The 21,614-nt window shown below is 59.2% G+C and carries 22 protein-coding genes and 1 pseudogene; 12 read left to right on the top strand and 11 right to left on the bottom strand.

Annotated elements, in window-relative coordinates:
• Nucleotides 1-30: 30 nt before the first annotated feature.
• From TL5118_RS17790 to TL5118_RS17775, 4 genes are all read left to right on the top strand, one after another.
• On the top strand, nucleotides 31-558 hold the full coding sequence (locus tag TL5118_RS17790) for an SRPBCC family protein (protein WP_058244193.1): 528 nt from the start codon (nucleotides 31-33) through the stop codon (nucleotides 556-558).
• A 62-nt stretch (nucleotides 559-620) separates the two neighbouring features.
• Complete coding sequence (locus TL5118_RS17785; protein WP_058244192.1) at nucleotides 621-1,106, top strand: (2Fe-2S)-binding protein; 486 nt, start codon at nucleotides 621-623, stop codon at nucleotides 1,104-1,106.
• A 108-nt stretch (nucleotides 1,107-1,214) separates the two neighbouring features.
• Nucleotides 1,215-3,590 carry a xanthine dehydrogenase family protein molybdopterin-binding subunit gene (locus TL5118_RS17780; protein ID WP_058244191.1) on the top strand — a complete coding sequence of 792 codons (2,376 nt, stop codon included), beginning with the start codon at nucleotides 1,215-1,217 and terminating at the stop codon, nucleotides 3,588-3,590.
• A gap of 15 nt (nucleotides 3,591-3,605) precedes the next feature.
• Complete coding sequence (locus TL5118_RS17775) at nucleotides 3,606-4,388, top strand: FAD binding domain-containing protein (RefSeq protein ID WP_058244190.1); 783 nt, start codon at nucleotides 3,606-3,608, stop codon at nucleotides 4,386-4,388.
• Between the two features lie 151 nt (nucleotides 4,389-4,539).
• Here TL5118_RS17775 and TL5118_RS17770 read toward each other — a convergent pair whose 3' ends face one another.
• Entirely contained in the window at nucleotides 4,540-5,142 is a 603-nt protein-coding gene (locus TL5118_RS17770) for an SAM-dependent methyltransferase (protein ID WP_058244189.1), read from the bottom strand.
• Between the two features lie 138 nt (nucleotides 5,143-5,280).
• Nucleotides 5,281-5,826 carry a translation initiation factor IF-3 gene (gene infC / locus TL5118_RS17765; RefSeq protein WP_058244188.1) on the bottom strand — a complete coding sequence of 182 codons (546 nt, stop codon included), beginning with the start codon at nucleotides 5,824-5,826 and terminating at the stop codon, nucleotides 5,281-5,283.
• A gap of 192 nt (nucleotides 5,827-6,018) precedes the next feature.
• Between infC and TL5118_RS17760 the strand changes: the two genes are divergently transcribed.
• Nucleotides 6,019-6,660 carry a hypothetical protein gene (locus tag TL5118_RS17760; RefSeq protein WP_058244187.1) on the top strand — a complete coding sequence of 214 codons (642 nt, stop codon included), beginning with the start codon at nucleotides 6,019-6,021 and terminating at the stop codon, nucleotides 6,658-6,660.
• A 39-nt stretch (nucleotides 6,661-6,699) separates the two neighbouring features.
• Here the strand turns inward: TL5118_RS17760 and TL5118_RS17755 are convergent.
• From TL5118_RS17755 to TL5118_RS17730, 6 genes and pseudogenes are all read right to left on the bottom strand, one after another.
• Nucleotides 6,700-7,295: pseudogene (locus TL5118_RS17755) on the bottom strand (MarC family protein).
• Nucleotides 7,296-7,495: 200 nt separating this feature from the next.
• Nucleotides 7,496-8,356, bottom strand: a complete 861-nt coding sequence (locus TL5118_RS17750; protein WP_058244186.1) for a ferredoxin--NADP reductase — start codon at nucleotides 8,354-8,356, stop codon at nucleotides 7,496-7,498.
• 121 nt (nucleotides 8,357-8,477) lie between these two features.
• Nucleotides 8,478-8,885: a DUF934 domain-containing protein gene (locus TL5118_RS17745; protein ID WP_058244185.1), complete on the bottom strand. Its 408-nt coding sequence runs from the start codon at nucleotides 8,883-8,885 to the stop codon at nucleotides 8,478-8,480.
• On the bottom strand, nucleotides 8,882-9,625 hold the full coding sequence (locus tag TL5118_RS17740; RefSeq protein ID WP_058244184.1) for a phosphoadenylyl-sulfate reductase: 744 nt from the start codon (nucleotides 9,623-9,625) through the stop codon (nucleotides 8,882-8,884). The genes TL5118_RS17745 and TL5118_RS17740 overlap by 4 nt, the downstream gene beginning before the upstream one ends.
• The gene (locus tag TL5118_RS17735; RefSeq protein ID WP_058244183.1) at nucleotides 9,615-11,282 is read right to left on the bottom strand and encodes a nitrite/sulfite reductase; all 1,668 of its coding nucleotides are present in this window, start codon (nucleotides 11,280-11,282) and stop codon (nucleotides 9,615-9,617) included. Before TL5118_RS17735 ends, TL5118_RS17740 begins: the two co-directional genes overlap by 11 nt.
• Nucleotides 11,282-11,584: a DUF2849 domain-containing protein gene (locus TL5118_RS17730; protein ID WP_058244182.1), complete on the bottom strand. Its 303-nt coding sequence runs from the start codon at nucleotides 11,582-11,584 to the stop codon at nucleotides 11,282-11,284. Before TL5118_RS17730 ends, TL5118_RS17735 begins: the two co-directional genes overlap by 1 nt.
• Nucleotides 11,585-11,728: 144 nt before the next feature.
• On the opposite strand from TL5118_RS17730, the gene TL5118_RS17725 reads away from it, so the two are divergent.
• Both TL5118_RS17725 and TL5118_RS17720 read left to right on the top strand, forming a co-directional pair.
• Nucleotides 11,729-12,190 carry an Lrp/AsnC family transcriptional regulator gene (locus TL5118_RS17725; RefSeq protein WP_058244181.1) on the top strand — a complete coding sequence of 154 codons (462 nt, stop codon included), beginning with the start codon at nucleotides 11,729-11,731 and terminating at the stop codon, nucleotides 12,188-12,190.
• Nucleotides 12,187-12,468: an Rdx family protein gene (locus TL5118_RS17720; RefSeq protein ID WP_058244180.1), complete on the top strand. Its 282-nt coding sequence runs from the start codon at nucleotides 12,187-12,189 to the stop codon at nucleotides 12,466-12,468. Before TL5118_RS17725 ends, TL5118_RS17720 begins: the two co-directional genes overlap by 4 nt.
• Nucleotides 12,469-12,477: 9 nt before the next feature.
• On the opposite strand, the gene TL5118_RS17715 is transcribed toward TL5118_RS17720, so the two are convergent.
• The 3 genes from TL5118_RS17715 to TL5118_RS17705 form a co-directional block, all read right to left on the bottom strand.
• On the bottom strand, nucleotides 12,478-12,948 hold the full coding sequence (locus TL5118_RS17715; RefSeq protein WP_131727459.1) for a hypothetical protein: 471 nt from the start codon (nucleotides 12,946-12,948) through the stop codon (nucleotides 12,478-12,480).
• Nucleotides 12,949-12,995: 47 nt separating this feature from the next.
• On the bottom strand, nucleotides 12,996-13,400 hold the full coding sequence (locus tag TL5118_RS17710; RefSeq protein WP_058244178.1) for a hypothetical protein: 405 nt from the start codon (nucleotides 13,398-13,400) through the stop codon (nucleotides 12,996-12,998).
• A 161-nt stretch (nucleotides 13,401-13,561) separates the two neighbouring features.
• Nucleotides 13,562-14,743 carry a cytochrome P450 gene (locus tag TL5118_RS17705; protein WP_058244177.1) on the bottom strand — a complete coding sequence of 394 codons (1,182 nt, stop codon included), beginning with the start codon at nucleotides 14,741-14,743 and terminating at the stop codon, nucleotides 13,562-13,564.
• Nucleotides 14,744-14,803: 60 nt separating this feature from the next.
• Here TL5118_RS17705 and TL5118_RS17700 point away from each other — a divergent pair, with 60 nt between their 5' ends.
• From TL5118_RS17700 to TL5118_RS17680, 5 genes are all read left to right on the top strand, one after another.
• Nucleotides 14,804-16,552: a sensor histidine kinase gene (locus TL5118_RS17700; RefSeq protein ID WP_058244176.1), complete on the top strand. Its 1,749-nt coding sequence runs from the start codon at nucleotides 14,804-14,806 to the stop codon at nucleotides 16,550-16,552.
• Nucleotides 16,549-17,790: a sigma-54-dependent transcriptional regulator gene (locus TL5118_RS17695; protein ID WP_058244175.1), complete on the top strand. Its 1,242-nt coding sequence runs from the start codon at nucleotides 16,549-16,551 to the stop codon at nucleotides 17,788-17,790. Before TL5118_RS17700 ends, TL5118_RS17695 begins: the two co-directional genes overlap by 4 nt.
• 355 nt (nucleotides 17,791-18,145) lie before the next feature.
• Complete coding sequence (locus TL5118_RS17690) at nucleotides 18,146-19,150, top strand: fatty acid desaturase (protein WP_058244174.1); 1,005 nt, start codon at nucleotides 18,146-18,148, stop codon at nucleotides 19,148-19,150.
• 118 nt (nucleotides 19,151-19,268) lie between these two features.
• The gene (locus TL5118_RS17685; protein ID WP_058260813.1) at nucleotides 19,269-20,156 is read left to right on the top strand and encodes a hypothetical protein; all 888 of its coding nucleotides are present in this window, start codon (nucleotides 19,269-19,271) and stop codon (nucleotides 20,154-20,156) included.
• A 403-nt stretch (nucleotides 20,157-20,559) separates the two neighbouring features.
• On the top strand, nucleotides 20,560-21,567 hold the full coding sequence (locus TL5118_RS17680; RefSeq protein WP_058244172.1) for a DctP family TRAP transporter solute-binding subunit: 1,008 nt from the start codon (nucleotides 20,560-20,562) through the stop codon (nucleotides 21,565-21,567).
• Nucleotides 21,568-21,614: the final 47 nt, after the last annotated feature.

Here is a 21,614-nt window from a genome sequence, read left to right as displayed (position 1 = left end):
AGCCTAACCCCGGAAGTGGAGGAGCCAAAGATGCAATTGACCGATTCCCGTGACATTCAGGCGGACCGCGCCACGGTCTGGGCTGCGCTGCTGTCGCCAGAGGTGCTGCAGACCTGCGTGCCCGGTTGCAAGGAAATGTCCGGCACCCCGGAAGAAGGGTTCGAAGCCACGGTTGTTCAGAAGGTGGGGCCGGTGAAGGCCACCTTCAAAGGCGCCGTCAGTTTCTCAGAAATGGTGGAGGGGCAGGCACTGACCCTGACCGGCGATGGCAAGGGTGGTGCTGCGGGGTTTGCCAAAGGCGGCGCCAAAGTGAACCTTGAAGATCTGCCCGACGGTGGCACCCGGCTGACCTATGAGGTGGAGGCCAAGGTGGGCGGCAAGCTGGCACAGCTTGGCAGCCGCATCATCGATGGGTTTGCGAAAAAAATGGCCGATCAGTTTTTTGAGAATTTTCAGAACGCGGTGGAAGGCCCTGCTGAGGATTCTGACGCAGCCGAAGGCGCTGAACCTGAGGCCGCTGAGAAAAAGGGATGGTTTAAGAAGGTCTTAGGCGCGTAAGTCTGGCGCCTATCCATATCATCAACGCAAGTACCAAGATTATCTGCTTTAGGGAGGGCACGATGACAGAAGTGAAAATGACGGTGAACGGCCGTGCGGTTTCGGGCGATGCGGAGGGGCGGACCTTGCTGTCGACCTTCCTGCGCGAAACCCTTGGGATGACCGGCACCCATGTGGGCTGTGACACCAGCCAATGTGGCGCCTGTGTGGTCCACGTGAACGGCAATGCTGTGAAAAGCTGCACCATGTTTGCCCATGAGGCCGCGGGGGCAGAGGTTGCCACCATCGAAGGCCAGGCGGCCCCGGATGGTACGCTGAACAAGATCCAGCAGGCGTTTCAGGATTACCACGGATTGCAGTGCGGTTTCTGCACGCCGGGCATGGTGATGTCTGCGGCAGCCCTGTTGAAAGAAAACCCGCAACCCACCGAGGCCGAGGTGCGTGATTACCTCGAAGGCAATATCTGCCGCTGCACCGGGTATCACAACATCGTCCGCGCGATCATGGCCGCCTCTGGCCAAGAGGTGCCGGCGGTTGCGGCTGAATAAGTCATAAACCCAGATCCGCTGTGCCAGTTGGCGCGGTTTCATTGAGTATTTTCAGATCATTGAAAGAGAAGGGCTGGAGGAGACCCAACTGTTTCTAGGGAGGATAATATGCCGAAGGATCAAGGCATTGGCGCCAGCAGCAAGCGGCGCGAAGACGTAAGGTTCCTGACCGGAACCGGCAATTACACAGATGACATCAACCTGGTGAACCAGACCTACGCGCATTTCCTGCGCTCGGACGTGGCACATGGCACGATCAACAGCATCGATGCTTCTGCTGCCGAGGCGATGGAGGGCGTGGTCAAGGTCTTCACCGCGAAGGATTTCGAAGGGGTGGGTGGCATTCCCTGCGGTTGGCAGGTGACCGACCGCGAAGGCAACCCGATGCAGGAGCCGAAGCACCCTATCCTGGCCGAGGGCAAGGTGCGTCACGTGGGCGACCCGATTGCCGTTGTCATCGCCGAAAGCCCAGAACTGGCGCGGGATGCGGCCGAAGCGGTTGAGGTGGACATCACTGAGCTGCCAGCAGTGATCGACATGAAAGCCGCCTGCGCCGAGGGTGCCACCAAGGTGCATGACGATCTGACCTCAAACCTCTGCTATGATTGGGGATTTGTGGAGGAAAATCGCGATGCGGTGGATCAGGCGATCAAAAACGCCGCCCACGTCACCACCTTGGAACTGACCAACAACCGTCTGGTGGCCAACCCGATGGAGCCACGTGTGGCGGTGGGGGATTACAATCGCGCCAATGATGAGCATACGCTCTACACCACCTCGCAGAACCCGCATGTGATCCGCCTGCTGATGGGTGCCTTTGTGCTGGGCATCCCGGAACATAAGCTGCGGGTGGTTGCGCCTGACGTGGGCGGTGGCTTTGGCACCAAGATCTTCCACTACGCGGAAGAGGCCTTTGTCACCTTTGCTGCCAAGGCGCTGAACCGTCCAGTGAAATGGACCTGCTCGCGCTCGGAGGCGTTCATTTCGGATGCGCATGGCCGCGATCACGTGACTAAGATCGAGCTGGCGCTGGATGCGGACAACAAATTCACGGCGATCCGCACCGAAACCTATGCCAATATGGGCGCTTACCTGTCGACCTTTGCGCCTTCGGTGCCGACCTGGCTGCATGGCACGCTGATGGCGGGCAACTACACCACGCCGCTGATCTATGTGAACGTGAAAGCGGTCTTCACCAACACCGTGCCAGTGGATGCCTATCGCGGGGCAGGGCGCCCCGAGGCAACCTTCCAGCTGGAACGGGTGGTTGACAAAGCCGCGCGTGAATTGGGCATGGACCCGGCAGAGCTGCGGCGTTTGAACTTCATCAAACCCGACCAGTTCCCCTATGAAACCCCCGTTGCGGTGGCCTATGACACCGGCAACTACGACGCCACGCTGGATAAAGCGCTGGAGCTGACAGACTACGCTGGCTTTGACACCCGCGCGGCAGAAAGCAAGGCCAACGGCAAGATGCGTGGCTTTGGCATCGCCCACTACATTGAGGCTTGTGGCATCGCACCGTCGAACCTTGTGGGGCAGCTGGGTGCACGTGCAGGACTTTATGAATCGGCCACCGTGCGGGTGAACGCCACCGGATCCATTGCCGTGATGACCGGCAGCCACAGCCACGGGCAGGGGCATGAAACCACCTTTGCGCAGGTAGTGGCGGATATGATCGGCATTGACGAAAGTCAGGTCGATATTGTCCACGGCGACACCTCTAAAACCCCGATGGGCATGGGCACTTACGGCTCACGTTCGATCGCGGTCGGTGGCTCGGCCATGGTGCGGGCAGCGGAGAAGGTGATCAACAAGGCCAAGAAGATCGCGGCCCACCTGATGGAAGCCGCCGATGCGGATATTGAGTTGAAGGACGGTCAATTCTCGGTCGCGGGCACGGATAAATCCGTGGCCTGGGGCGATGTCTGTCTGGCAGCTTACGTGCCGCACAACTACCCGCTGGAGGAAATCGAACCCGGGCTGGAGGAAACCGCGTTTTACGATCCGGCAAACTTCACCTACCCCTCGGGCGCTTACTTCTGCGAAGTCGAAGTAGACCCCGGCACCGGCAAGATCGATATCCTTGGCTTCACTGCGGCGGATGATTTCGGCAATGTAATCAACCCGATGATCGTCGAAGGTCAGGTGCATGGCGGTCTGGCACAAGGTCTGGGCCAGGCGATGCTGGAAAACTGCGTCTATGATGACAACGGCCAGCTGCTCAGCGGGTCCTACATGGACTACGCCATGCCGCGGGCCCATGATCTGCCGAACTTCACCGTTGATCATTCCTGCCAGACGCCCTGTACCCACAACCCGCTTGGGGTGAAGGGCTGCGGTGAGGCAGGGGCCATCGGATCGCCACCGGCCCTGGTTAACGCTGTGATTGATGCGCTGCATCGTGGGGGCTACCCTGTGGAGCATATCGACATGCCGCTGTCGCCGTCGCGTGTGTGGAACGCGATGCAGTCGGTCAAATAAGGAAGGACAGTCAGAATGTATAACTTTGACTTTGAACAGCCCGGCAGCGTCGAAGACGCGGTTGCAGCGCTGAAGGAAGAAGATGCGCTGGCGCTTTCGGGCGGTCAGACATTGATCCCGTCGATGAAGCAGCGGTTGAACGCACCTTCGAAACTGGTGAGCCTGACGGGCATTGAGGCGCTGAAGGGCGTCTGCCAGAACGGCGATACCCTGTCGGTTGGTGCGGCCACCACCCATGCCACTGTTGCAGCAGATGGCGGTGCCTATGCGGCGCTGGCCGCGCTGGCAGGTGGCATCGGGGATCCGGCAGTGCGCAACCGTGGCACATTGGGCGGCTCGCTTGCCAATAACGATCCAGCGGCCTGTTACCCGTCGGCGGTGCTGGCCTCTGGCGCAACCGTGGTGACCAATGCGCGGGAAATCGCGGCGGATGACTTCTTTGACGGGATGTTCGCCACCGCGCTGGACGAGGGGGAGATCATCACTTCGGTCAACTTCCCGATCCCGGAAAAAGCCAGCTATCAGAAGTTCGAACAACCCGCGTCACGCTTTGCGCTGACAGGGGTGTTTGTGGCCAAATACGCCGATGGCGTGCGGGTGGCTGTGACCGGCGCGTCAGAAGAGGGCGTGATGCGCTGGGCTGAGGCCGAGGCGGCGCTGTCCGCTGACTTCTCGCCCGAGGCTGTGGATGGTCTGACGGTCGCCGCTGACGGTCTGATCAGCGATCTGCATGGCACGCCGGAGTATCGCGCCAACCTGATCAAGGTGCTGACCAAACGCGCCGTGGCCGCAGCCTGATCTGCAGCAACGGTAGAACTAGGAAGGGCGCTCCATCCCGGGGCGCCCTTTTGCTTTGCTGATGTCGGAGCCTCCGGCAGGAGTATTTGGGGAACGATGAAAGGCGCTTTCAATGTTCCAGAAATACTCAAATCCTGACCCTGACGCAGGTTCAGACCTCTGGTTTGCGCGCAATCAGATCGATCAGGGCGGACATGCCGGAATGGCCGCGGCCTTCCTGCACTTCGCGTTCATACGCCTCCAGCGTCACAATCTCCCAGCCGGAAAAGGCGGCGCGTAGCATTTCGGGCGTGTAGAGGTTTTCCAGAAACGGCGGTCCGCCGGTACCGTAGTCCAATTGTTTCTGGGTATAGCCATGCAGCATCACCACACCGCCGGGTTTGGTTGCGGCCTGCATGCGTTCAAACTGTACCGCACGGCCTTCGGGGCCGACGAACTGAATGAAGATGCCTGCAACGATGTCATACTGTGCCTTCGGCCAGGGATCGTTCAGGATGTCACAGTGCTGGAAATCAACCGCAACCTGCTTTTCAGTGGCCAGGCTGCGGGCGCGGTCCAGGGCGGTGGGGGCAAATTCCAGCGCGGTGACCTCAAGGCCGCGTTCGGCCATAAAGACCGAATTGCGCCCCTCACCATCGGCAACGGCCAGCGCACTTTGGCCAGCGATCAGATAGTCCAGATGATCGCGCAGAAACTGAGCCGGGGCGGTGCCAAAGACATAATCGGCTGAGCCGGCGTAGCGTTCTTCCCACATTGGGGCCTCCTTTGGATGGTCTACGTCAGATAAATGATCTGCGGCGGCGACAATCAAGGCTGGCAATAAATTAGTCCGGCAACAAAAAACGCCCCCGCGCGGTGGCAGGGGCGTTTCGCAAATCTGACTGGATCAGGCTTACTTGTTCAGCGGGCCGATCATCATGATCATCTGGCGGCCTTCCATCTTGGGCATGTTTTCGACTTTGCCCAATTCTTTGATGTCTTCGGCCACCCGCAGCAGCAGCTCACGGCCCAGGTTCTGGTGGGCCATTTCACGGCCGCGGAAGCGCAGGGTGACCTTCACCTTGTCGCCTTTTTCCAGGAACTTGATCACGTTGCGCATTTTGACGTCGTAGTCATGGGTATCAGTGTTCGGACGGAACTTAACCTCTTTGACCTCGATGATCTTCTGCTTTTTGCGGGCTTCCGATTCCCGTTTCTGCTGTTCGTACTTGAACTTACCATAGTCCATGATTTTGCAGACGGGGGGCTTCGCGTTGGGCGAGATTTCCACCAGATCAAGACCTGCCTCTTCGGCCATGGCCATGGCTTTGGCGGGCGAGACGACGCCGACATTTTCACCTTCTGCACCAATCAGGCGTACTTCGGGCGCGCGGATGCGCTCGTTGGTCCGGGGGCCGGTGTCGCGTGTCGGGGGCGCGTTATGCGGTCTGCGAGCTATGGGATCAATCCTTCAATCGTTGGCGAATTTGAGGCCCAAACCTATCCCCCCCATAGGGAATCTTCAAGCGGCAAATGGCCGGTTTTGCGGCAAATCCGGGGCTTTTCCCCCTAGTTTGTTCTGCGCTGCGGCGCTTCATTGCAGGGGATGAGGCGCGGTGAAGGAACCGCCGCGCAGGAAAGGGATAGAGTTATGAATTATGCAGTTGGCGTGGCCGCAGCGGGTCTGATCGTGGTTGTGGGGTATCTGGCGCTGAGCGGTGGCGAAACGCCTGAGCCGGTTGCGGTGACACCCGTTACCGTGCCTGAAGCGCCGGAGGTTGAAGCCACCGCGCCTGTTGAAGAAGCAAAAGCGCCGGCGACAGGCGACTCAGTTGAGCAGGTGGTTAGCGATGTGGCCGCGGATGTGGCTGAACAGGTAACGGAACAGGTGACAGAACAGGTGACCGGGGCGGTCGAGGCCGTTGAGGCAGGCGCAAGTGAGGCCGTCGAGGCGCTGGAGCAGGTGAGTGAGGCGGTAGACAGCGAGGCCGTGCAGGAGGCTGCGGAGGATGTGTCTGCTGCGGCGGGTGACATGGCCGCGCAGGTGCAGGAAGAGGTCAGCGAAGCGGTCGAAACGGTGACTGAAGGTGCTGCTGAATTGGTGGCGCCAACCGGCGCGGATCTGTTCAGCGTTGCAGGGTTTGATTTTGATAAGGCGGTTGAGTTCATCAAAGCTTCAGACCTGAACCCGCTGGCGCGCAATGCTCTGACGCAATCCCTGTCAGCGGCGAAGGATAATCCTGAACTGCTGGCCAGCGCATTGGCCGCAGCACGTCAGCAGCTGGGCCTTTAACGCGCTGCTGCGCAAGCAGAACTCTGGGCGGCGCGGGGGTTATCCTGCGCTGCCTGCAAGCCCGGGCAGCAATACGGACAGGCCTGAGGTGATCATCTCAACCGCAATGGCTGCCAGGATCATGCCCATAAGCCGCGTCATGATCACCCGACCTGTTTGAGACAGATAGCCGGCCAACCGACCCGACAGGGCAAACACCACGCCGATTGAGGCAAGCACCGCTGCGAAAATCAGCGCATAGGCGATCAGGTCTTGGGGGCTGTCGGCCTGCTGGCGATAGAGGATCAGCGTTGTGATCGTGCCGGGCCGACAAGGATCGGGAAGGTCAGCGGGTAAAAGGCCACGGCATCAGCATCCGGGAAATTTTGTTTTTCCTCTTCGGTGCCGTGATGGGCGCTGCTGTCGCTTCCATTCAGCATTTTCAGACCGATCAGCAGCACAACCAGCCCGCCGGCCACACGAAAATCATCAATCGAGATGCCGAAAAAGCCAAGCGCCGCATGGCCCATCATAGCAAAGGCTGTGCCCATCACAAAACAATAGATCACCACCCGCAGGGCAATGGCACTGCGCTGTGCGGCGCTGGCGCCTTCGGTGGTGCTGAGGAAGATCGGCAGGTTTGAAATCGGGTTCATGATTGCAAACAAAGCGCCGAAAAACTTAAGGGCTGAGAAACTGTCCATCGCGATACCCTGACATGAAATACAAACCGAGGATGTGAGGCGCGCCGGGCCTTGGTCAAGGTAAAGCTGCCTGTGATGCCGCAAGACCATAGGCAAAGACGCAAAAAGCCGGACCTTTCGGCCCGGCTTCAATGTCTTGATCGAGGTTCAGATCAGTCGAGGAACGCTTTTTCCACAACGAAGTGCGCAGGCTTGGAATTGGCGCCTTCTTCCAGACCGTAGGTGTTTTCAAATAGGTCCTTGAGTTCCAGGTTGAACGCCAGGTTGCCACAGATCATGGCACGGTCGGTGTCGGGGTTCAGCGGCGGCACGCCCAGATCCTCAAACGCTTCGCCCGAGCGCATCAGGTCGGTGATACGGCCCATTTTGGGGCTCTCTTCGCGGGTGGTGGTGGGGTAGTACTTGATCTTCTTCCAGAAGCCTTCGCCGATCACCTCATTGAGCAGCTCGTCGTCCTTCAGGGCTTCGATCAGCTCACGGCCATAGGTCAGTTCACCCACTTCGCGGCAGGTGTGGGTGATGATCACCTCATCGAACTTTTCATAGGTCTCCGGTTCGCGCAGCAGCGATGCAAAAGGCGCAAAGCCGGTGCCGGTGGCAAAGAACCAGATCCGCTTGCCCGGGATCAGCGCATCATGCACCAGCGTGCCAACGGGTTTCGGGCGCAGGATCACCTCATCGCCAACCTTGATGTGCTGCAGCTTGGAGGTCAGCGGACCGTCCTGCACCTTGATCGAATAAAACTCCATCTCTTCGTCCCAGGATGGCGAGGCGATGGAATAGGCGCGCAGCAGCGGTTTTTGCTTGCCGGTCTTGGGGTTCACATCCCCCATCAGGCCGATCATCACAAATTCACCCGAACGGAACCGCAGCGACGCCGGGCGCGTGCAGCGGAAGGAAAACAGGCGGTCAGTCCAATGCTTGACCTCAGTTACGGTCTGGGCATCGGGCAGGGCGGGCACTTTGGGGGCCTTGGCGGCGGCAGCATCGGTCACGGGTGTCATCTCGGTCATAATGGCTCTGGCCGGTGTGTAATCCGGCATCCTTCAGATATCTTTGATTTAGGTCAGTTGGAAGGGAGGAAATTTCCTTGTTTCGCTGGGTATTTCCTCAACGATAAGGATTTACCCGACCCTATCCCGCCCGCATGCGGTTCTGATAATCATTGGCCCGCCAATCGGCGCGGAACTTCCATTCGCCTTCGGGCTGGCGTGCAGCCAGATCAGCCGAGATTTCCACCTCATCAAAGCCGGTGCGGCGCGCCATGGCATATTGGTCTGAGATCACATGACCCTTGGCCCGCAGGCGGCCCTGATAGCCCATCAGGCGCAACTCACGCGCCAGGGTGAACCCGCGGCCATCGGCAAAGCTGGGGAAGTCGATGCGGATCAGCTGCAGCCGGTCCAGATGATCGGCCAGCACGGATGTATCCGCGTCCGAGGTCAGATCCACCGCGATGGCATTGTCCACATTTTCCAGCTCAGCGATGGGGCCGGTCCAGTCATCGGCCGCAAAGCCGGTATCGGTGACGATCACGCTCATTGTTGCGCTCCAATTCTTACCATTTTGCCATCCACCATGTGGATGCCGCATTCTTCTTTCTGGGTGCCGCGCCAGCGGCCGGCCCGTTCATCTTCGCCCGGTTTCACCTTCGAGGTGCAGGGGCGGCAGCCGATCGAGGGGTAGCCCTGCGCGATCAGCGGGTGTTTCGGCAGACGGTTGTTGATCAGGTAGTCCTGAACATCCGACTTTTCCCAATGCGCCAGCGGGTTCACCTTGATCCGCTTGTCCTCTTCGTTCTCAAAGAACTCCAGCGCCGCGCGTGATCCGGCCTGAAACCGTTTGCGTCCGGTGATCCAGGCATCAAAACCGCTGAGCGCTTTTTCCAGGGGCCGGGTTTTGCGCAGGTCACAGCAGGCATCGGTGTCGCTGAGGTGCAGCGCGCCGTATGGGTCTTCTTGCGCCACCTCATCCTCTGCCGCGCGGATCACCCGCACATCCGTTAGCCCCAGTTTCGCGGCCACCTCTTGCTGATAGTCCAGCGTTTCGGGAAACAGCATCTGGGTGTCGATGAACAGCACCGGCGTGGTGGGATCAACCACCGCCACCATATGCAACAAAACAACGCTTTCCGCGCCAAAGGAGGACACCATGGCGATGCGACCCACCTGTGGATCGGTCATCGCCCGTTTCAGCACCGTGCTGGCCGCGTGGTGCTGGTAGCGGCGGTTCAGGTGGTCAACCCGTTCCGCCACTGCCTGAAGAGGCGCCTCAAGCGGCATTTCTCTTCGCAGCCTCCGGATAAAGCGCGGCTTTGAACGGATCCGGTCCCAGACGGCGATAGGCGTCAAGGAAGGTTTCGCTCTCATCTTCGCGCAGCGACAGATATGTGGTGATGATGGTTTCAATCGCCGCCACAACCTGATCATAGGCAAAGCCCGGCCCGACACGTTGACCGATTACCGCATCTTCGGTGCCGTCGCCACCCAGCGTGATCTGGTAGTTTTCAACCCCAGCCCGGTCGAGGCCAAGGATACCGATGTGACCCACGTGGTGGTGGCCACAGGCGTTGATGCAGCCTGAGATTTTGATTTTCAGCGGGCCGATCTCATGTTCCAGCTTCAGCTCATCAAACCGTTCGGCGATCTGCTGGGCCACAGGGATTGAACGGGCGGTGGCCAGCGCGCAATAGTCCATACCAGGGCAGGCGATGATATCGCTGATCAGCCCAATGTTGGCGGTGCCCAGACCCTGTTCCTTCAGCGCGGCGTGCAGTGCTGGCAGATCGGCCATATGCACATGCGGCAGGATCACGTTCTGTTCGTGGCTGATGCGCAACTCACCATGGCCATACTTCTCGGCCAGATCGGCCATCAGACGCATTTGGTCGCTGGTGGCGTCGCCCGGTGTCTGACCGTGCGCTTTGACCGAGATCGAGACGATCGCGTAGCCTTCAGCCTTATGCGCCGACAGGTTGGTATCCGCCCAGGAGCGGAACACCGGATCGTTGGTGTAGGCCAGCTCATAGGGTGCCACGTCTTTGTTCACAAAGGCCGGGGCTGCGAAATGGGCCTCGATATCGGCCAACATTTCCTGATCCACACCTTTGAACAGCGGGCGGATTTCGTCGAACCGTTTCTCAACGCGGGCGCGCACCTCATCAATACCGTTTTCATTCACGGTGATCTTGATGCGGGCTTTGTATTTGTTATCCCGGCGACCCAGCGTGTTGTAGACCGAGACGATGGCCTCCAGATAAGGCAGCAGGTCGGCCTGTGGAAGGAATTCCCGCATGACCTTGCCCACAACTGGGGTGCGGCCCAGACCACCGCCGACGATGACCTCAAAACCGGCTTCGCCGTTCTGTTCCACCATGCGCAGGCCAATATCATGCGCCTTGGTCACGGCGCGGTCGTTGGGGGAGCCGGTGATGGCGATTTTGAATTTGCGCGGCAGGAACTGGAATTCCGGGTGGTCGGTGGACCACTGACGGATCAACTCAGCCACGGGGCGGGGATCGGCGATCTCATCCGCCGCCGCGCCCGCGAAATGGTCCGCGGTCACGTTACGGATGGTGTTGCCCGAGGTCTGAATAGCGTGCAGCTGCACCTCGCCCAGACTGTCGAGGATATCCGGCACATCCGGCAGTTTCGGCCAGTTGTACTGAATGTTCTGACGGGTGGTGAAATGGCCGTAGCCCTTATCCCACTTGTCCGCGATCAGCGCCAGCTGGCGCATCTGCGCGCTGGACAGCGTGCCATAGGGAATGGCCACCCGCAGCATGTAGGCGTGTAGCTGCAGATACAGACCGTTCATCAGGCGCAGCGGACGGAACTCTTCCTCGGTCAGGGCGCCTTCGATGCGGCGTTCCACCTGTGCGCGGAACTGTGCGTTGCGTTCGGCCAGAAAGGCGTCATCAAAGTCGTTATAGCGATACATCAGCTGGCCTCTGCCTGTTTGCCGTGGAAGTAGTTGGACGGGCCGGTGCGGCGGAAGTCCTCACGGAAGTGGGTGGGTTCAGGGCCATTGTCGCCCGCTTTCACGTCGGCCAGATAGGCACCAACAATCTCGGCCTGTTGGCGCGACGCTTCGATCAAACGCAGTTCAGCATGGGCCTGATCTTCCAGCACCTCAGCCTGACACATCTCACGCGACCACTCGTCATTTGCAGTGAAATAGACGACGTCCCCTTCCAGCAGGGCGTTTGCGGTGATGACTTTTGGCTTAAAAGGGCGGGGCATCTTGGCCTTCTCCTCTGGTTGACTTGAGGTGATATATAGAAAATATTCCCCTCAATGCGCTATGTTCTGGAACAAATAAGGACTGTATCCAGTGCGTCTGCGCAAAAATGATAACAATGTTCTAAAATTGCGGAGGGCAGCGAAATGACGGTTCGCCTGGACCAGACCGATCGGAAAATCCTGGCTGAGCTGCAGCGCGATGCAGGTCAATCTTTGGATGAAATCGCCAAGAAAGTAGGCTCGTCCAAGACGCCTGTGTGGAATCGTATCCGCAAGATGCGTGAAGCCGGCGTCATGGGGCAGCAAACGGTCGTGCTGGATGCTGAGAAATTGGGCTTTGACGCCTGTTTCTTTGTGCTGATCCGCACCTCAGAACATGAGGCAGAGTGGCAGCAGAAATTCCTCACCGCGCTGCGCAATCGCCCTGAGGTGCAGGAAGCCCACAGGCTGGCGGGCGATATTGACTACATCCTCAAGGTTCGGGTGCAAAATGCCCGCGCCTATGATGTGTTCTATCAGGCGCTGATTTCTGAGGTGAAGGTGCATAACGTCACCGCGCTTTTGTCGATGGAGGAAATCAAATCCACCACGGAGCTGCCGCTGTGAGTGCGCAAAAACCACTGGTCACGATTGAATATTGCACTGGCTGCAATTGGCTGCTGCGGGCCGGCTGGATGGCGCAGGAGCTGTTGCAAAGCTTTGGTGAGGATCTGGGCGGCGTGACCCTGGTGCCGGGTTATGGCGGCACCTATGAGGTGCGGGTCGACGGGCATCTGTTGTGGGAGCGAAAGCGCGACGGCGGCTTTCCGGAGGCGAAAGAGTTGAAAAAGCGCCTGCGCGATCAGATCGACCCTGATCGCGACATGGGGCATCTGGATCGCTGAGTGTTCAGCTCAGCTGATCCAATAAAGCAACAAGGCGCCACTATAGAGGGTGTCGACCGCAAAGCAGCTGAGCGTGTACCAGCTGAGGAACGGCACCCCCGCACCAAGATGTTTGGCGATGTCCCAACAGCCATGACCAAAGATCGCCGCGATCACCAGCGGCGGATACCACAGTGCCCCAAGACAGGACAAAACGATCAGCAAGGTGGCGACCAGCGTTTCAACACGTACAAACTGGCGCAGCGCGCGTGCCTCTTTGATGTAGACGAAGTTCATGATGATCGAGAAGAAGCCAGCGATCCACCAGACATGGGCCTTGGGCAATTGCCAGTGCGACAATAGAAGGAAGACCACGTAAAGTGTGCCAAGGATGGCAAGGAGCTTCTGACGGGATTGGAAGTAGGACAGGGCAGCGGTCATCGGTGAGCCTTGAGTGATTGGGGTCACCGGCATCAAGCGGCAGAACATCAGAAGGGGCAACCGGGCAGCCTGTCACACTGTGACGACAGGTCGCCATATGGACGTGCTCAGGTCAGGCCGACCCAGTGAAACAGCAAGGCCCCGCTATAAGCCAGACAGACCGCGAAACACCCCAGGGTGAATTGGCTGGAAAACGGCACCCCGATCCCAAGGTGTTTGGCCACATCCCAGACCGCGTGCAGCAACAGCGCCGCAATGACCAACAGCGGCGTGGTGAACAGACCGATCAGCGCAAGGGCCGTGACGCCAACGGCAAACCAGATCTCAGTGCGGACAAACCTTTGCCGGGCTATGGCTTCGATAACGTAGTTGAGGTTCATCGCCACCGCAAAAGCAGCGGCAATATGCCAGACGTAAACTGATGGCATCGTGCTGTGGGCCAGCGCCAGCAGCGTGACAGCAATAGCGGCGCACAGCAACATTGGGCGGTGGCGGGTTCGGAAAAAGGACATCACCGAATCTCAGGCAAAGTTACACACTCATTTGGGGTGAGAAAAAATTTTTTTGTAACCAAAAGCAAGATGGCCAGAAGGCGGTATGCAAATGTATGCCTTAGGAGGGGGGGAATTCAGGGCCCCCCGATAGCCCCTGATTGTAACGTATTGATGCCGTTTCAGTATTTGACCTGCAAGGCCGAAAGCCCGTGGAAATGATACACATCACCATACTGCGGCGCGCCGTCCAGGGCCAGGTTCGGCAGGCGGTCAAACAGGATCGGCAGAGCGATTTTCATCTCCAACCGGGCCAGCGGTGCTCCAACGCAGAAATGCACCCCGCTGCCAAAGGCGACATTGGTTGCGACAGGGCGACCCGGGTTGAAGACCTGCGGATCTTCCCATTTGCCGGGATCCCGGTTTGCCGCCCCTAGCAGCAGCGCCACCTGATCGCCGCGCTGGAAAGTGTGGCCGGCAACCTCAACCTCCTCATAGGCGTAGCGGGTGAACATATGCAGCGGCGGGTCAAAGCGCAGGCTTTCCTCGATGGTGCCATCAATTTGGTCTTCAGAGAGGTAGCTTGCGTCCGTGCCTTGCTCCAGCAGGGTTTTCACCGCCAGACCCAGCGAATGCACCGTGGCCTCATGGCCTGCGTTGAGCAGCAGGATACAGGTGGTGATCAGCTCATCCGTGCTGAGCTTTTCGCCGCCTTCTTCAGCCTCGATCAGGCTGGTGATTAGATCGTCGCCCGGTTCGTTCCGCCGTTGATCGATGTAAGAGATCATGAAGTTGCGGAAATCGGTTGAGGCCTGCATCGCCGCATCTTCGATCTCACGGGTGCGCCGCGCCTGATACATCGACACCATCGCATTGGACCATTTCAGCAGATCATCGGCCATCGCCTCAGGCACCCCCAGCAGGCGGCAGATCACCACCACGGGCACATGGGTGCAATAGGCCTGCAACAGGTCACAGCCACCTTCCGGGAAAGCATCGATCAGCTGATGACACAGCGCTTCAATCTCAGGCCCCAGTCCGGCAATCCGGCGCGAGGTGAAGGCGCGCAGTACCAAAGACCGCAGCCGTTTGTGACGCGCGCCATCCAGTTCCAGCATCGAATGGGCTTCGATGTCATAAAACGGGCGCAGCCGGTCGGGGATGTCAGGGGCAAATTCAGGCGGGCATTCGCGACCAAACCGGCGGTCTTTGAACAGGGCCATGGTCACCGCATAGCTGGTGGCACAGGGCATGTTGTACTCTTCCCAGAACACCATGGGCCCTTCGGCCCGGGCGCGGTCGTAAAACGGGTAAGGGTTTTGAACAAAGGCGGGATCGGTTGGCGATTGGCTCAGTCTTTTCATGGCACCAGCTAGTCCATCCCCTCTGGTCTTTGCAAGCCCGCCCGCGTTAGGTTTGCCCTCATGAAGACTGCAACCCTACGCCGTGTGGCGGTGATCCTGTTGTTCCTGTTGTCCGTTGCGGTGATTGCCGGTGGCGTGTGGCGCTATGGCTATGTGCAGGCGCTGGGCCAGCTGGCGCAGCGTGGCCGGGTCGATCTGGCGCTGGCCACGGACCGGCTGACGGGGCAGTTGCAGCGGTATCAGCAACTGGCGGTTCTGACGGCCGACCATCCGGTGGTGCGTTCGGTTTTGGCAGGCGCTGGCGTTGGTCAGGCAGAGGCGCACCTGCTGGAAGCGGCAGACAAAACCGCCGCGCTGGATCTGGTTCTGGTCGATCATAAGGGGCAGGTGGTGGTCTCGGCCAATGGCGTGATGGCCGGGGATGTTTCGACCGAGGTGCATGTACGGCGTGCACGGCAGGGTGCGATGGGTGAGGCGCATGGCGTTTTGGACACCGGTAAACGGATCTATTCCTTTGCAGCCCCGGTGTTCAGCCCATCTGGCAAGGTGCAGGGCGCGCTGGTTGTCGTTGCCGATATTGACCGTATCGAAGAGGAATGGCGCGGCGCGCGCCCCTCGATCTTTTTCACCAATGCAGGCGGTGAGGTGTTTATCACCAACCGCTCCGAACTGCTTTATTGGCGGCGCCAGCAGGATGGGCAGCTGATCCCACCGGATGGGGCCTCAACCACCTTTGGGGTGCGATTGGTCGGCGGGTATGAGCTGTGGCTGACCAACTGGTCCGCCTATGTGCCTGCACGTGGATTGCATCTGGCGCAGGATCTGCCCGCGATCAGCATGATGGCCGAAGCCTTGATTGATGTGGATCCGGCCCGGCGGCTGGCGGGACTACAGGCCGCAGCGGTGGCGGCGGTGTTTCTGGCCTTTGGTGCGCTATCGTTTCTGGCAACCGAACGGCGACGTGCGCTGGCCCAGGCCAATGTGATCCTCGAAAGCCGGGTGGAGGAGCGCACAGCCGAGCTGTCTCAAACCAACGAAACCCTGCGCCGGGAAGTTGCCGAGCGGGTGGCCGCCGAGGTGGCGCTGAAAAAGGCGCAGGATGATCTGGTGCAGGCCGGCAAACTCTCCGCGCTGGGCCAAATGTCTGCCGGGATCAGCCATGAGCTGAACCAGCCGCTGATGGCGATCCGGCAATATGCAGAAAACGGCAATGCATTCATGGCGCGGGGCAAACCCGAAAGGGCCGAGGAAAACCTCTCGCGTATTGCGGATATGGCGGCGCGGATGGCCCGTATCATCAAAAACCTGCGCGCCTTTGCCCGCAATGAAAGCGAACCGGTCAGCAAGGTGGATCTGGTGCAGGTTGTGAACACCGCCGTTGAATTGACTGAGGCCCGGCTTAAGGCCGATTTTGTGCGGCTAGATTGGGATCCCGCGCTTGCTGGCAGCCCGCTCTGGGTGCGGGCAGGGGATGTGCGGCTGACGCAGGTTCTGGTCAACCTCATCAACAACGCCGCAGATGCCATGATGGATCAGGAGGAGCGGCTGGTGCAGATTGTCATCAACCCCGCCAACCCCCTGTCTGTCACCGTACGGGACATCGGGCCCGGCATCAAAGAACCCGACAAGGTGTTTGAACCTTTCTATTCGACCAAAACTGTAGGCAGCTCCGAGGGCATGGGATTGGGGCTTTCGATTTCTTACGGATTGGTGCAGAGCTTCGGCGGGAAAATCCGCGGCAGCAACGCCGCAACGGGGGCGATGTTCACCGTGGAGCTGGAGCCATGGACAGAGGAGGCGATCGCATGAGCGAGGCTTTGACCATTCGCAAGGTTCTGCTGGTCGATGATGACGCCGCCGTGCGCGATGCTTTGGCACAGACGCTGGAGCTTGCTGATCTGACGCCCCTGAGCATGGGATCGTTCATTGAGGCCAAGGATCACATCGGCCCGGATTTTGATGGCGTTGTGTTGTCAGATATCCGAATGCCGGGGCGCGATGGGTTCCACCTGTTGGACTACACCCAAGACACTGATGCTGAGCTACCGGTGATCCTGCTGACGGGAGAGGGCGATATTCCCATGGCCGTCAAAGCCATGCGAAACGGGGCCTTTGGGTTTCTGGAAAAACCCTGTGCCTCGGCCGATCTGCTGGCGGCATTGGAACGGGCGCTGAAAACCCGCGCCTTGGTGTTGGAAAACCGGCGGATGAAGGCGCAGCTGGAAACCGGTGATGCGGCCGCGCGGATGCTTTATGGCCAGTCCGACCTGTCTGAGGTTTTGCGCGCCCGGGCGCGGCTGGCGGCGCGGGCGGGCACAGATGTCCTGGTGAACGGTGCACCGGGGTCTGGGATCTACAAGGTTGCTGAGGTTATTCACCTCTGTTCGCCCAACGCCAAAGGCCCCTTCGTAAAACGCGCTGCTCCCGCGTTGGATCGCGCTGCCTTGGCTGAGGCTTTGGAGGCCGCGCAGGGCGGTACGCTGTTTTTGGATGACATCGGCGGGCTGGCTGCGGATGCCCAGATCGCGCTGATTGACGCGCTGGAAGCAGGCGGCGTGCGCCTGATTGCAGGTTCCACCCAGGATCTGAGCCAAGCGGTTGAACAGGGCCTCTTGCAGGCGGAGATTTACTACCGGGTTGAGGTGATGATGGTGCGCATCCCCTCCCTCAAAGAACGGCCGGAGGATATTCCGGTTCTGTTTCGCCATTATGTGGCCCAGGCGGCGGAACAATCCGGTCTGGAACCCCCTGAGGTCACGCCTGAAGTCATCTCGTCCCTGATGACGCGCGACTGGCCGGGCAACGCCCGCGCCCTGATGAGCGCTGCCATGCGGTTTGTGCTGGGCGAGGGCAGCACCGAGGATGACGCTGAAACCGAACTGGGCCTTGCCGAACAGATGGCGCGGGTTGAGCGATCCCTGCTGATTGCGGCGCTGCGTCGGGCCGAAGGGCGGGCCTCAAACGCGGCTCAGGCGCTGAAACTGCCGCGCAAAACCTTCTATGACAAACTGGCCCGCTACGGCGTCAAACCAGAAGATTTTCGCTGAAGATTAGGCTCAGCACCCATTAATTTTTCCGCACCGGCGTCAAAATCGCAAAATATCAATGGTTTGAGGTGCGCCGGAAAGAGTGGCTCTCTTTTCAAGCGCCTCGTGCCGTTGATATGCAGCGATTTTGGCGTCTTCGATTTGGCGGGTTTTCGCACTGAGCCGCGTCACATGACCTTGCAATAGATCACTATTCCTGCGGCCATGTTCCTAGTCAGTTCGAAAATCTGCCAAACCGGTGCCGGAACATTAATGGGTCCTGAGCCTAAGACACCCGAAACTGGGTTGTGGGGCGAGACTTGATTGCAACTGCGCTCACGGCGTATCTTTAGGTATTGGTTTAGGAGTTAGTGTTATGGCCCGTAATGGCGCAGAGATTCGACGTGTGTCCCGTCCTTTCATGCAGGCCGATGACCGCCGTGCATGGATTGAGTTTGGCGCGACCTTCCTATTATTCTTGCTGGCCCTGATCACCGCGTTGAATGCGATCGGGACCTGGCTGATCCTGATCCCGGCTGTTCTGTTGACCACTGCAACGGCGCTGCGGATCTATATGATCCAGCATGATTGCCTGCACCGGGCCTTTTTCAGCACCAACCGGATGAACGATATATTGGGGACGCTGATTTCCCCCATCGCGATGACGCCCTATCAGGCGACCCGCTATATCCACAATCAGCACCACGCCCATGTTGCCGATCTGGACCGGCGCGACACCTTTGAGATCTACGTGATGACGGTCAAAGAATGGCAGGAGGCTAGCTGGTTCCGCCGCCTTTGGTACCGGGCCTATCGCAGTCCGATCACGCTGATCCTTGTGGGACCGTTTGTGTTCTGGGTGATCCTGCGGCGCTTCCCCTTGGTGGCATTGAAAACCGGGTTGGGGGAGTTGTTGCTGCACAATGTGCTGTTCTTCCTCTTCAACCTGGCCATCTGGGCCTATGCGGGCTGGGCGGGCATCGCGGTCTGGTACGCCGCGGTTTATATCGCCTGCGCGGGGGGCGCATTGATCCCTTACTGTGTGCACAATTTTGAAAATGTGCATTGGGGGGTGAAGCCGGGTCTGGATTTTGAAACCGCAGCGCTTGAGGGGTCATCGGTTCTAGATTGGGGGCCTTTGGCGGATCTGGTCACAATGAACATTGCCTATCACGATCTGCATCACCTCTATGCCAAGATCCCGGGATACAAACTGAAAGCAGCGCATCAGGCACTGGAAGATGCTGGGTTGATCCAGTCCGAGAAGATCGGTTTCATCGACTCGCTCAAATGCCTGCGCTGGAAACTATATGACGAAGACGCGTTGAAGATGGTGCCGTTCCCGCGTGGGCCGGTCGCCGTAACAACGCCAGCTGAATGAGAAACTAGGGGAGGTCGCAGAGCCGGGCCAGATCGGACAAGGGGTGCGTGTTCGGGGCTGCGACAACACAGAGGGGTGGACCACCGCTGATCTGATCAGCGCAGAGGAGGTCTGTCCAATGACACGTTTTTCTGTCGCAAAGAACCTGCGTCCCGCGGCACTGGCAATCGCGGCCTGTTTTGGTCTGTCGGCCTGTCTGGCGGCGAACAGCGCGCTTGCCCCGGCCTCCGTGCCAAACCTGGCAGAGGCCGACGCGCCCGAGGTCTCGCGTACAACGCCAGACTGGCTGAACTTGCATTTCGAGATATCTGACCGCTCCGCCCGACTGCCGCAGTTTTCCTGGGATCAGGTAATTTTTCACGCCAAGCCCGGCGATTGTTCCAAACATCGGGATGCGGCTGGCCCCAGCGACTGCGCCACCCGCACCACCCGGTCCGTCATCGCCAAAAACCAGATCTGGCAGCAGGAGTTGGATTTTAAGGTCGGCCAACGCTACCTGCTGACCTTCGATTTCTGGGTCGATCCGGACTTCATTGCCAGTGGCAGCCCAGCAAAAGTTTCCCTCGCCCGGTGGTATGGCAGCCGCCTGTCACAGACCCCCCTGTTTGAGGTGGAGTTAGACGCCCGGCGCGGGGTGACGTTCCTGGGCACCACTTGCGTGTCCGCAAAGGACTTAGGTGGCTGGCATCGTTTCAGCGTTCGGATGCGGCTGGCTGAAGATGAGACCGGCTTTGTCGAGATGCGCTGCGACAGTGCGCTGAAGGTGGGGCAGCCGCTGCTGGCGAAAAGTAACATCGTGACAACGCAGCCCTGGCACTGCGCTTTTGGTGCGCCCTGTCGGCGCAAATACCCGACGCCGGATCAATTCAGTGTCGAGCTGGGCATCATCGCAGACCCGGTGCGCGGTCGTTTTGCCCCACTGCCCGCCGAGGGGCTGACCGTTCGAATGAAACGGATCGAAGTGAAACGCCTGCTGGTGATCATCGGCCGCGTGGAAGATCTGTAGCGGACAGAGGGGACGGTCGATTGCGGTTTGCTTAAGATGTGGGCGGCGCAACACTTCGCGTAACTTAGCCAGCCCTAGCACACAAATTTGCATTGATCGGCGGCAACAAGGCCGAATTAGCGCCGATTTGATGAGCAGTGTGGAATCATTGGTCCCCAGCAAGGGTGTGCGAAATTCCGCACAAGTCCGCCAGCGCCCTGTGCGGGAAATCGCACAGTTTTGTGATGGGGCGCGGCTGCGTGGGCGATGCGCGCTATGAAAACCGATTGTTCCCATAGTCTTATGTCATATTTCGAACTTCGCGTCGCTTTTCCTTGAGCCGGTTTCACAGATTGGAAACTCTGTCATCGCTGCGCCCGGAGGGGGCGCCAAAGAAACAAATGATCTCTCGGGAGGAGACATTATGAAATTTCTGACCACCGCCGCGGCCGCAATGGCCCTGACCGTGTCCGCATCGGCCGTTATGGCCTCGGGCGCTTGTGACGACGGCGAAATCGTCATCAAGTTCAGCCACGTGACCAACACCGACAAGCACCCGAAAGGCATTGCTGCCTCGCTGCTGGAGAAACGTGTGAACGAAGAGATGAACGGCAAAGCCTGTATGGAGGTTTTCCCGAACTCGACGCTCTACAATGACAACCAGGTTCTGGAAGCGATGCTGCAGGGCGACGTTCAGCTGGCCGCACCGTCGCTGTCGAAGTTTGAGCAGTTCACCAAACAGTTCCGCATTTTCGACCTGCCCTTCATGTTCAAAAACATCGACGCGGTTGATGAGTTCCAGAACTCCGAAACCGGTCAGGCGATGAAAGAATCGATGACCCGCCGTGGCCTGCTGGGCCTGGCCTTCTGGCACAACGGCATGAAGCAGATGTCGGCCAACAAGCCGCTGGAACTGCCGACCGACGCTGCTGGCCTGAAGTTCCGCGTGCAGAACTCGGAAGTGCTGAAAGCACAGATGGCCGCTCTGGGTGGCAGCCCGCAGCCGATGGCCTTCTCGGAAGTTTACGGCGCGCTGCAAACCGGGGTTGTGGATGGTCAGGAAAACACCTGGTCCAACATCTACGGCAAGAAGTTCTTCGAAGTGCAGGACGGCACCACCGAGACCAACCACGGTATCATCGACTATCTGGTTGTGACCTCGACCGATTTCTGGGACTCGCTGCCTGACGATGTACGTGACCAGCTGGGCACCATCATCAGCGAAGTGACCGCCCTGCGTAACGCCGAGTCGACCGCTGTGAACGCAGCCGCCAAAGAATCGGTGATCGAAGCTGGTGGCGTTGTCCGCTCGCTGAACGATGAGCAGCGTGCAGCATGGGTTGAGGCGATGAAGCCGGTTTGGACCCAGTTCGAAGGTGACGTTGGCGCAGACAACATCGCCGCCGCGCAGGCGATCAACGCCAAGCACTAAGCTTTTTTGCAATCGGGAAACCCGGTCCGCCTTTTCGGGCCGGGTTT

The sequence above is a fragment of the Thalassovita autumnalis genome, assembly GCF_001458255.1.
In the GTDB taxonomy this organism is placed as follows: domain Bacteria; phylum Pseudomonadota; class Alphaproteobacteria; order Rhodobacterales; family Rhodobacteraceae; genus Thalassobius; species Thalassobius autumnalis.
Note: the sequence above shows the minus strand (reverse complement) of the source record. Positions and strands in the feature narration are given on the sequence as shown.

Excerpts from the sequence above, each read along its gene's own strand:
- TL5118_RS17730 (WP_058244182.1), bottom strand. The coding sequence starts at position 11,584 with ATGCCCCGCCCTTTTAAGCCAAAAGTCATCACCGCAAACGCCCTGCTG.
- TL5118_RS17735 (WP_058244183.1), bottom strand. The coding sequence starts at position 11,282 with ATGTATCGCTATAACGACTTTGATGACGCCTTTCTGGCCGAACGCAAC.
- TL5118_RS17695 (WP_058244175.1), top strand. The coding sequence starts at position 16,549 with ATGAGCGAGGCTTTGACCATTCGCAAGGTTCTGCTGGTCGATGATGAC.
- TL5118_RS17690 (WP_058244174.1), top strand. The coding sequence starts at position 18,146 with ATGGCCCGTAATGGCGCAGAGATTCGACGTGTGTCCCGTCCTTTCATG.
- TL5118_RS17700 (WP_058244176.1), top strand. The coding sequence starts at position 14,804 with ATGAAGACTGCAACCCTACGCCGTGTGGCGGTGATCCTGTTGTTCCTG.
- TL5118_RS17775 (WP_058244190.1), top strand. The coding sequence starts at position 3,606 with ATGTATAACTTTGACTTTGAACAGCCCGGCAGCGTCGAAGACGCGGTT.
- TL5118_RS17785 (WP_058244192.1), top strand. The coding sequence starts at position 621 with ATGACAGAAGTGAAAATGACGGTGAACGGCCGTGCGGTTTCGGGCGAT.
- TL5118_RS17780 (WP_058244191.1), top strand. The coding sequence starts at position 1,215 with ATGCCGAAGGATCAAGGCATTGGCGCCAGCAGCAAGCGGCGCGAAGAC.
- TL5118_RS17770 (WP_058244189.1), bottom strand. The coding sequence starts at position 5,142 with ATGTGGGAAGAACGCTACGCCGGCTCAGCCGATTATGTCTTTGGCACC.
- TL5118_RS17710 (WP_058244178.1), bottom strand. The coding sequence starts at position 13,400 with ATGTCCTTTTTCCGAACCCGCCACCGCCCAATGTTGCTGTGCGCCGCT.
- TL5118_RS17705 (WP_058244177.1), bottom strand. The coding sequence starts at position 14,743 with ATGAAAAGACTGAGCCAATCGCCAACCGATCCCGCCTTTGTTCAAAAC.
- TL5118_RS17745 (WP_058244185.1), bottom strand. The coding sequence starts at position 8,885 with ATGAGCGTGATCGTCACCGATACCGGCTTTGCGGCCGATGACTGGACC.
- TL5118_RS17760 (WP_058244187.1), top strand. The coding sequence starts at position 6,019 with ATGAATTATGCAGTTGGCGTGGCCGCAGCGGGTCTGATCGTGGTTGTG.
- TL5118_RS17725 (WP_058244181.1), top strand. The coding sequence starts at position 11,729 with ATGACGGTTCGCCTGGACCAGACCGATCGGAAAATCCTGGCTGAGCTG.
- TL5118_RS17740 (WP_058244184.1), bottom strand. The coding sequence starts at position 9,625 with ATGCCGCTTGAGGCGCCTCTTCAGGCAGTGGCGGAACGGGTTGACCAC.
- TL5118_RS17750 (WP_058244186.1), bottom strand. The coding sequence starts at position 8,356 with ATGACCGAGATGACACCCGTGACCGATGCTGCCGCCGCCAAGGCCCCC.
- TL5118_RS17680 (WP_058244172.1), top strand. The coding sequence starts at position 20,560 with ATGAAATTTCTGACCACCGCCGCGGCCGCAATGGCCCTGACCGTGTCC.
- TL5118_RS17790 (WP_058244193.1), top strand. The coding sequence starts at position 31 with ATGCAATTGACCGATTCCCGTGACATTCAGGCGGACCGCGCCACGGTC.
- TL5118_RS17685 (WP_058260813.1), top strand. The coding sequence starts at position 19,269 with ATGACACGTTTTTCTGTCGCAAAGAACCTGCGTCCCGCGGCACTGGCA.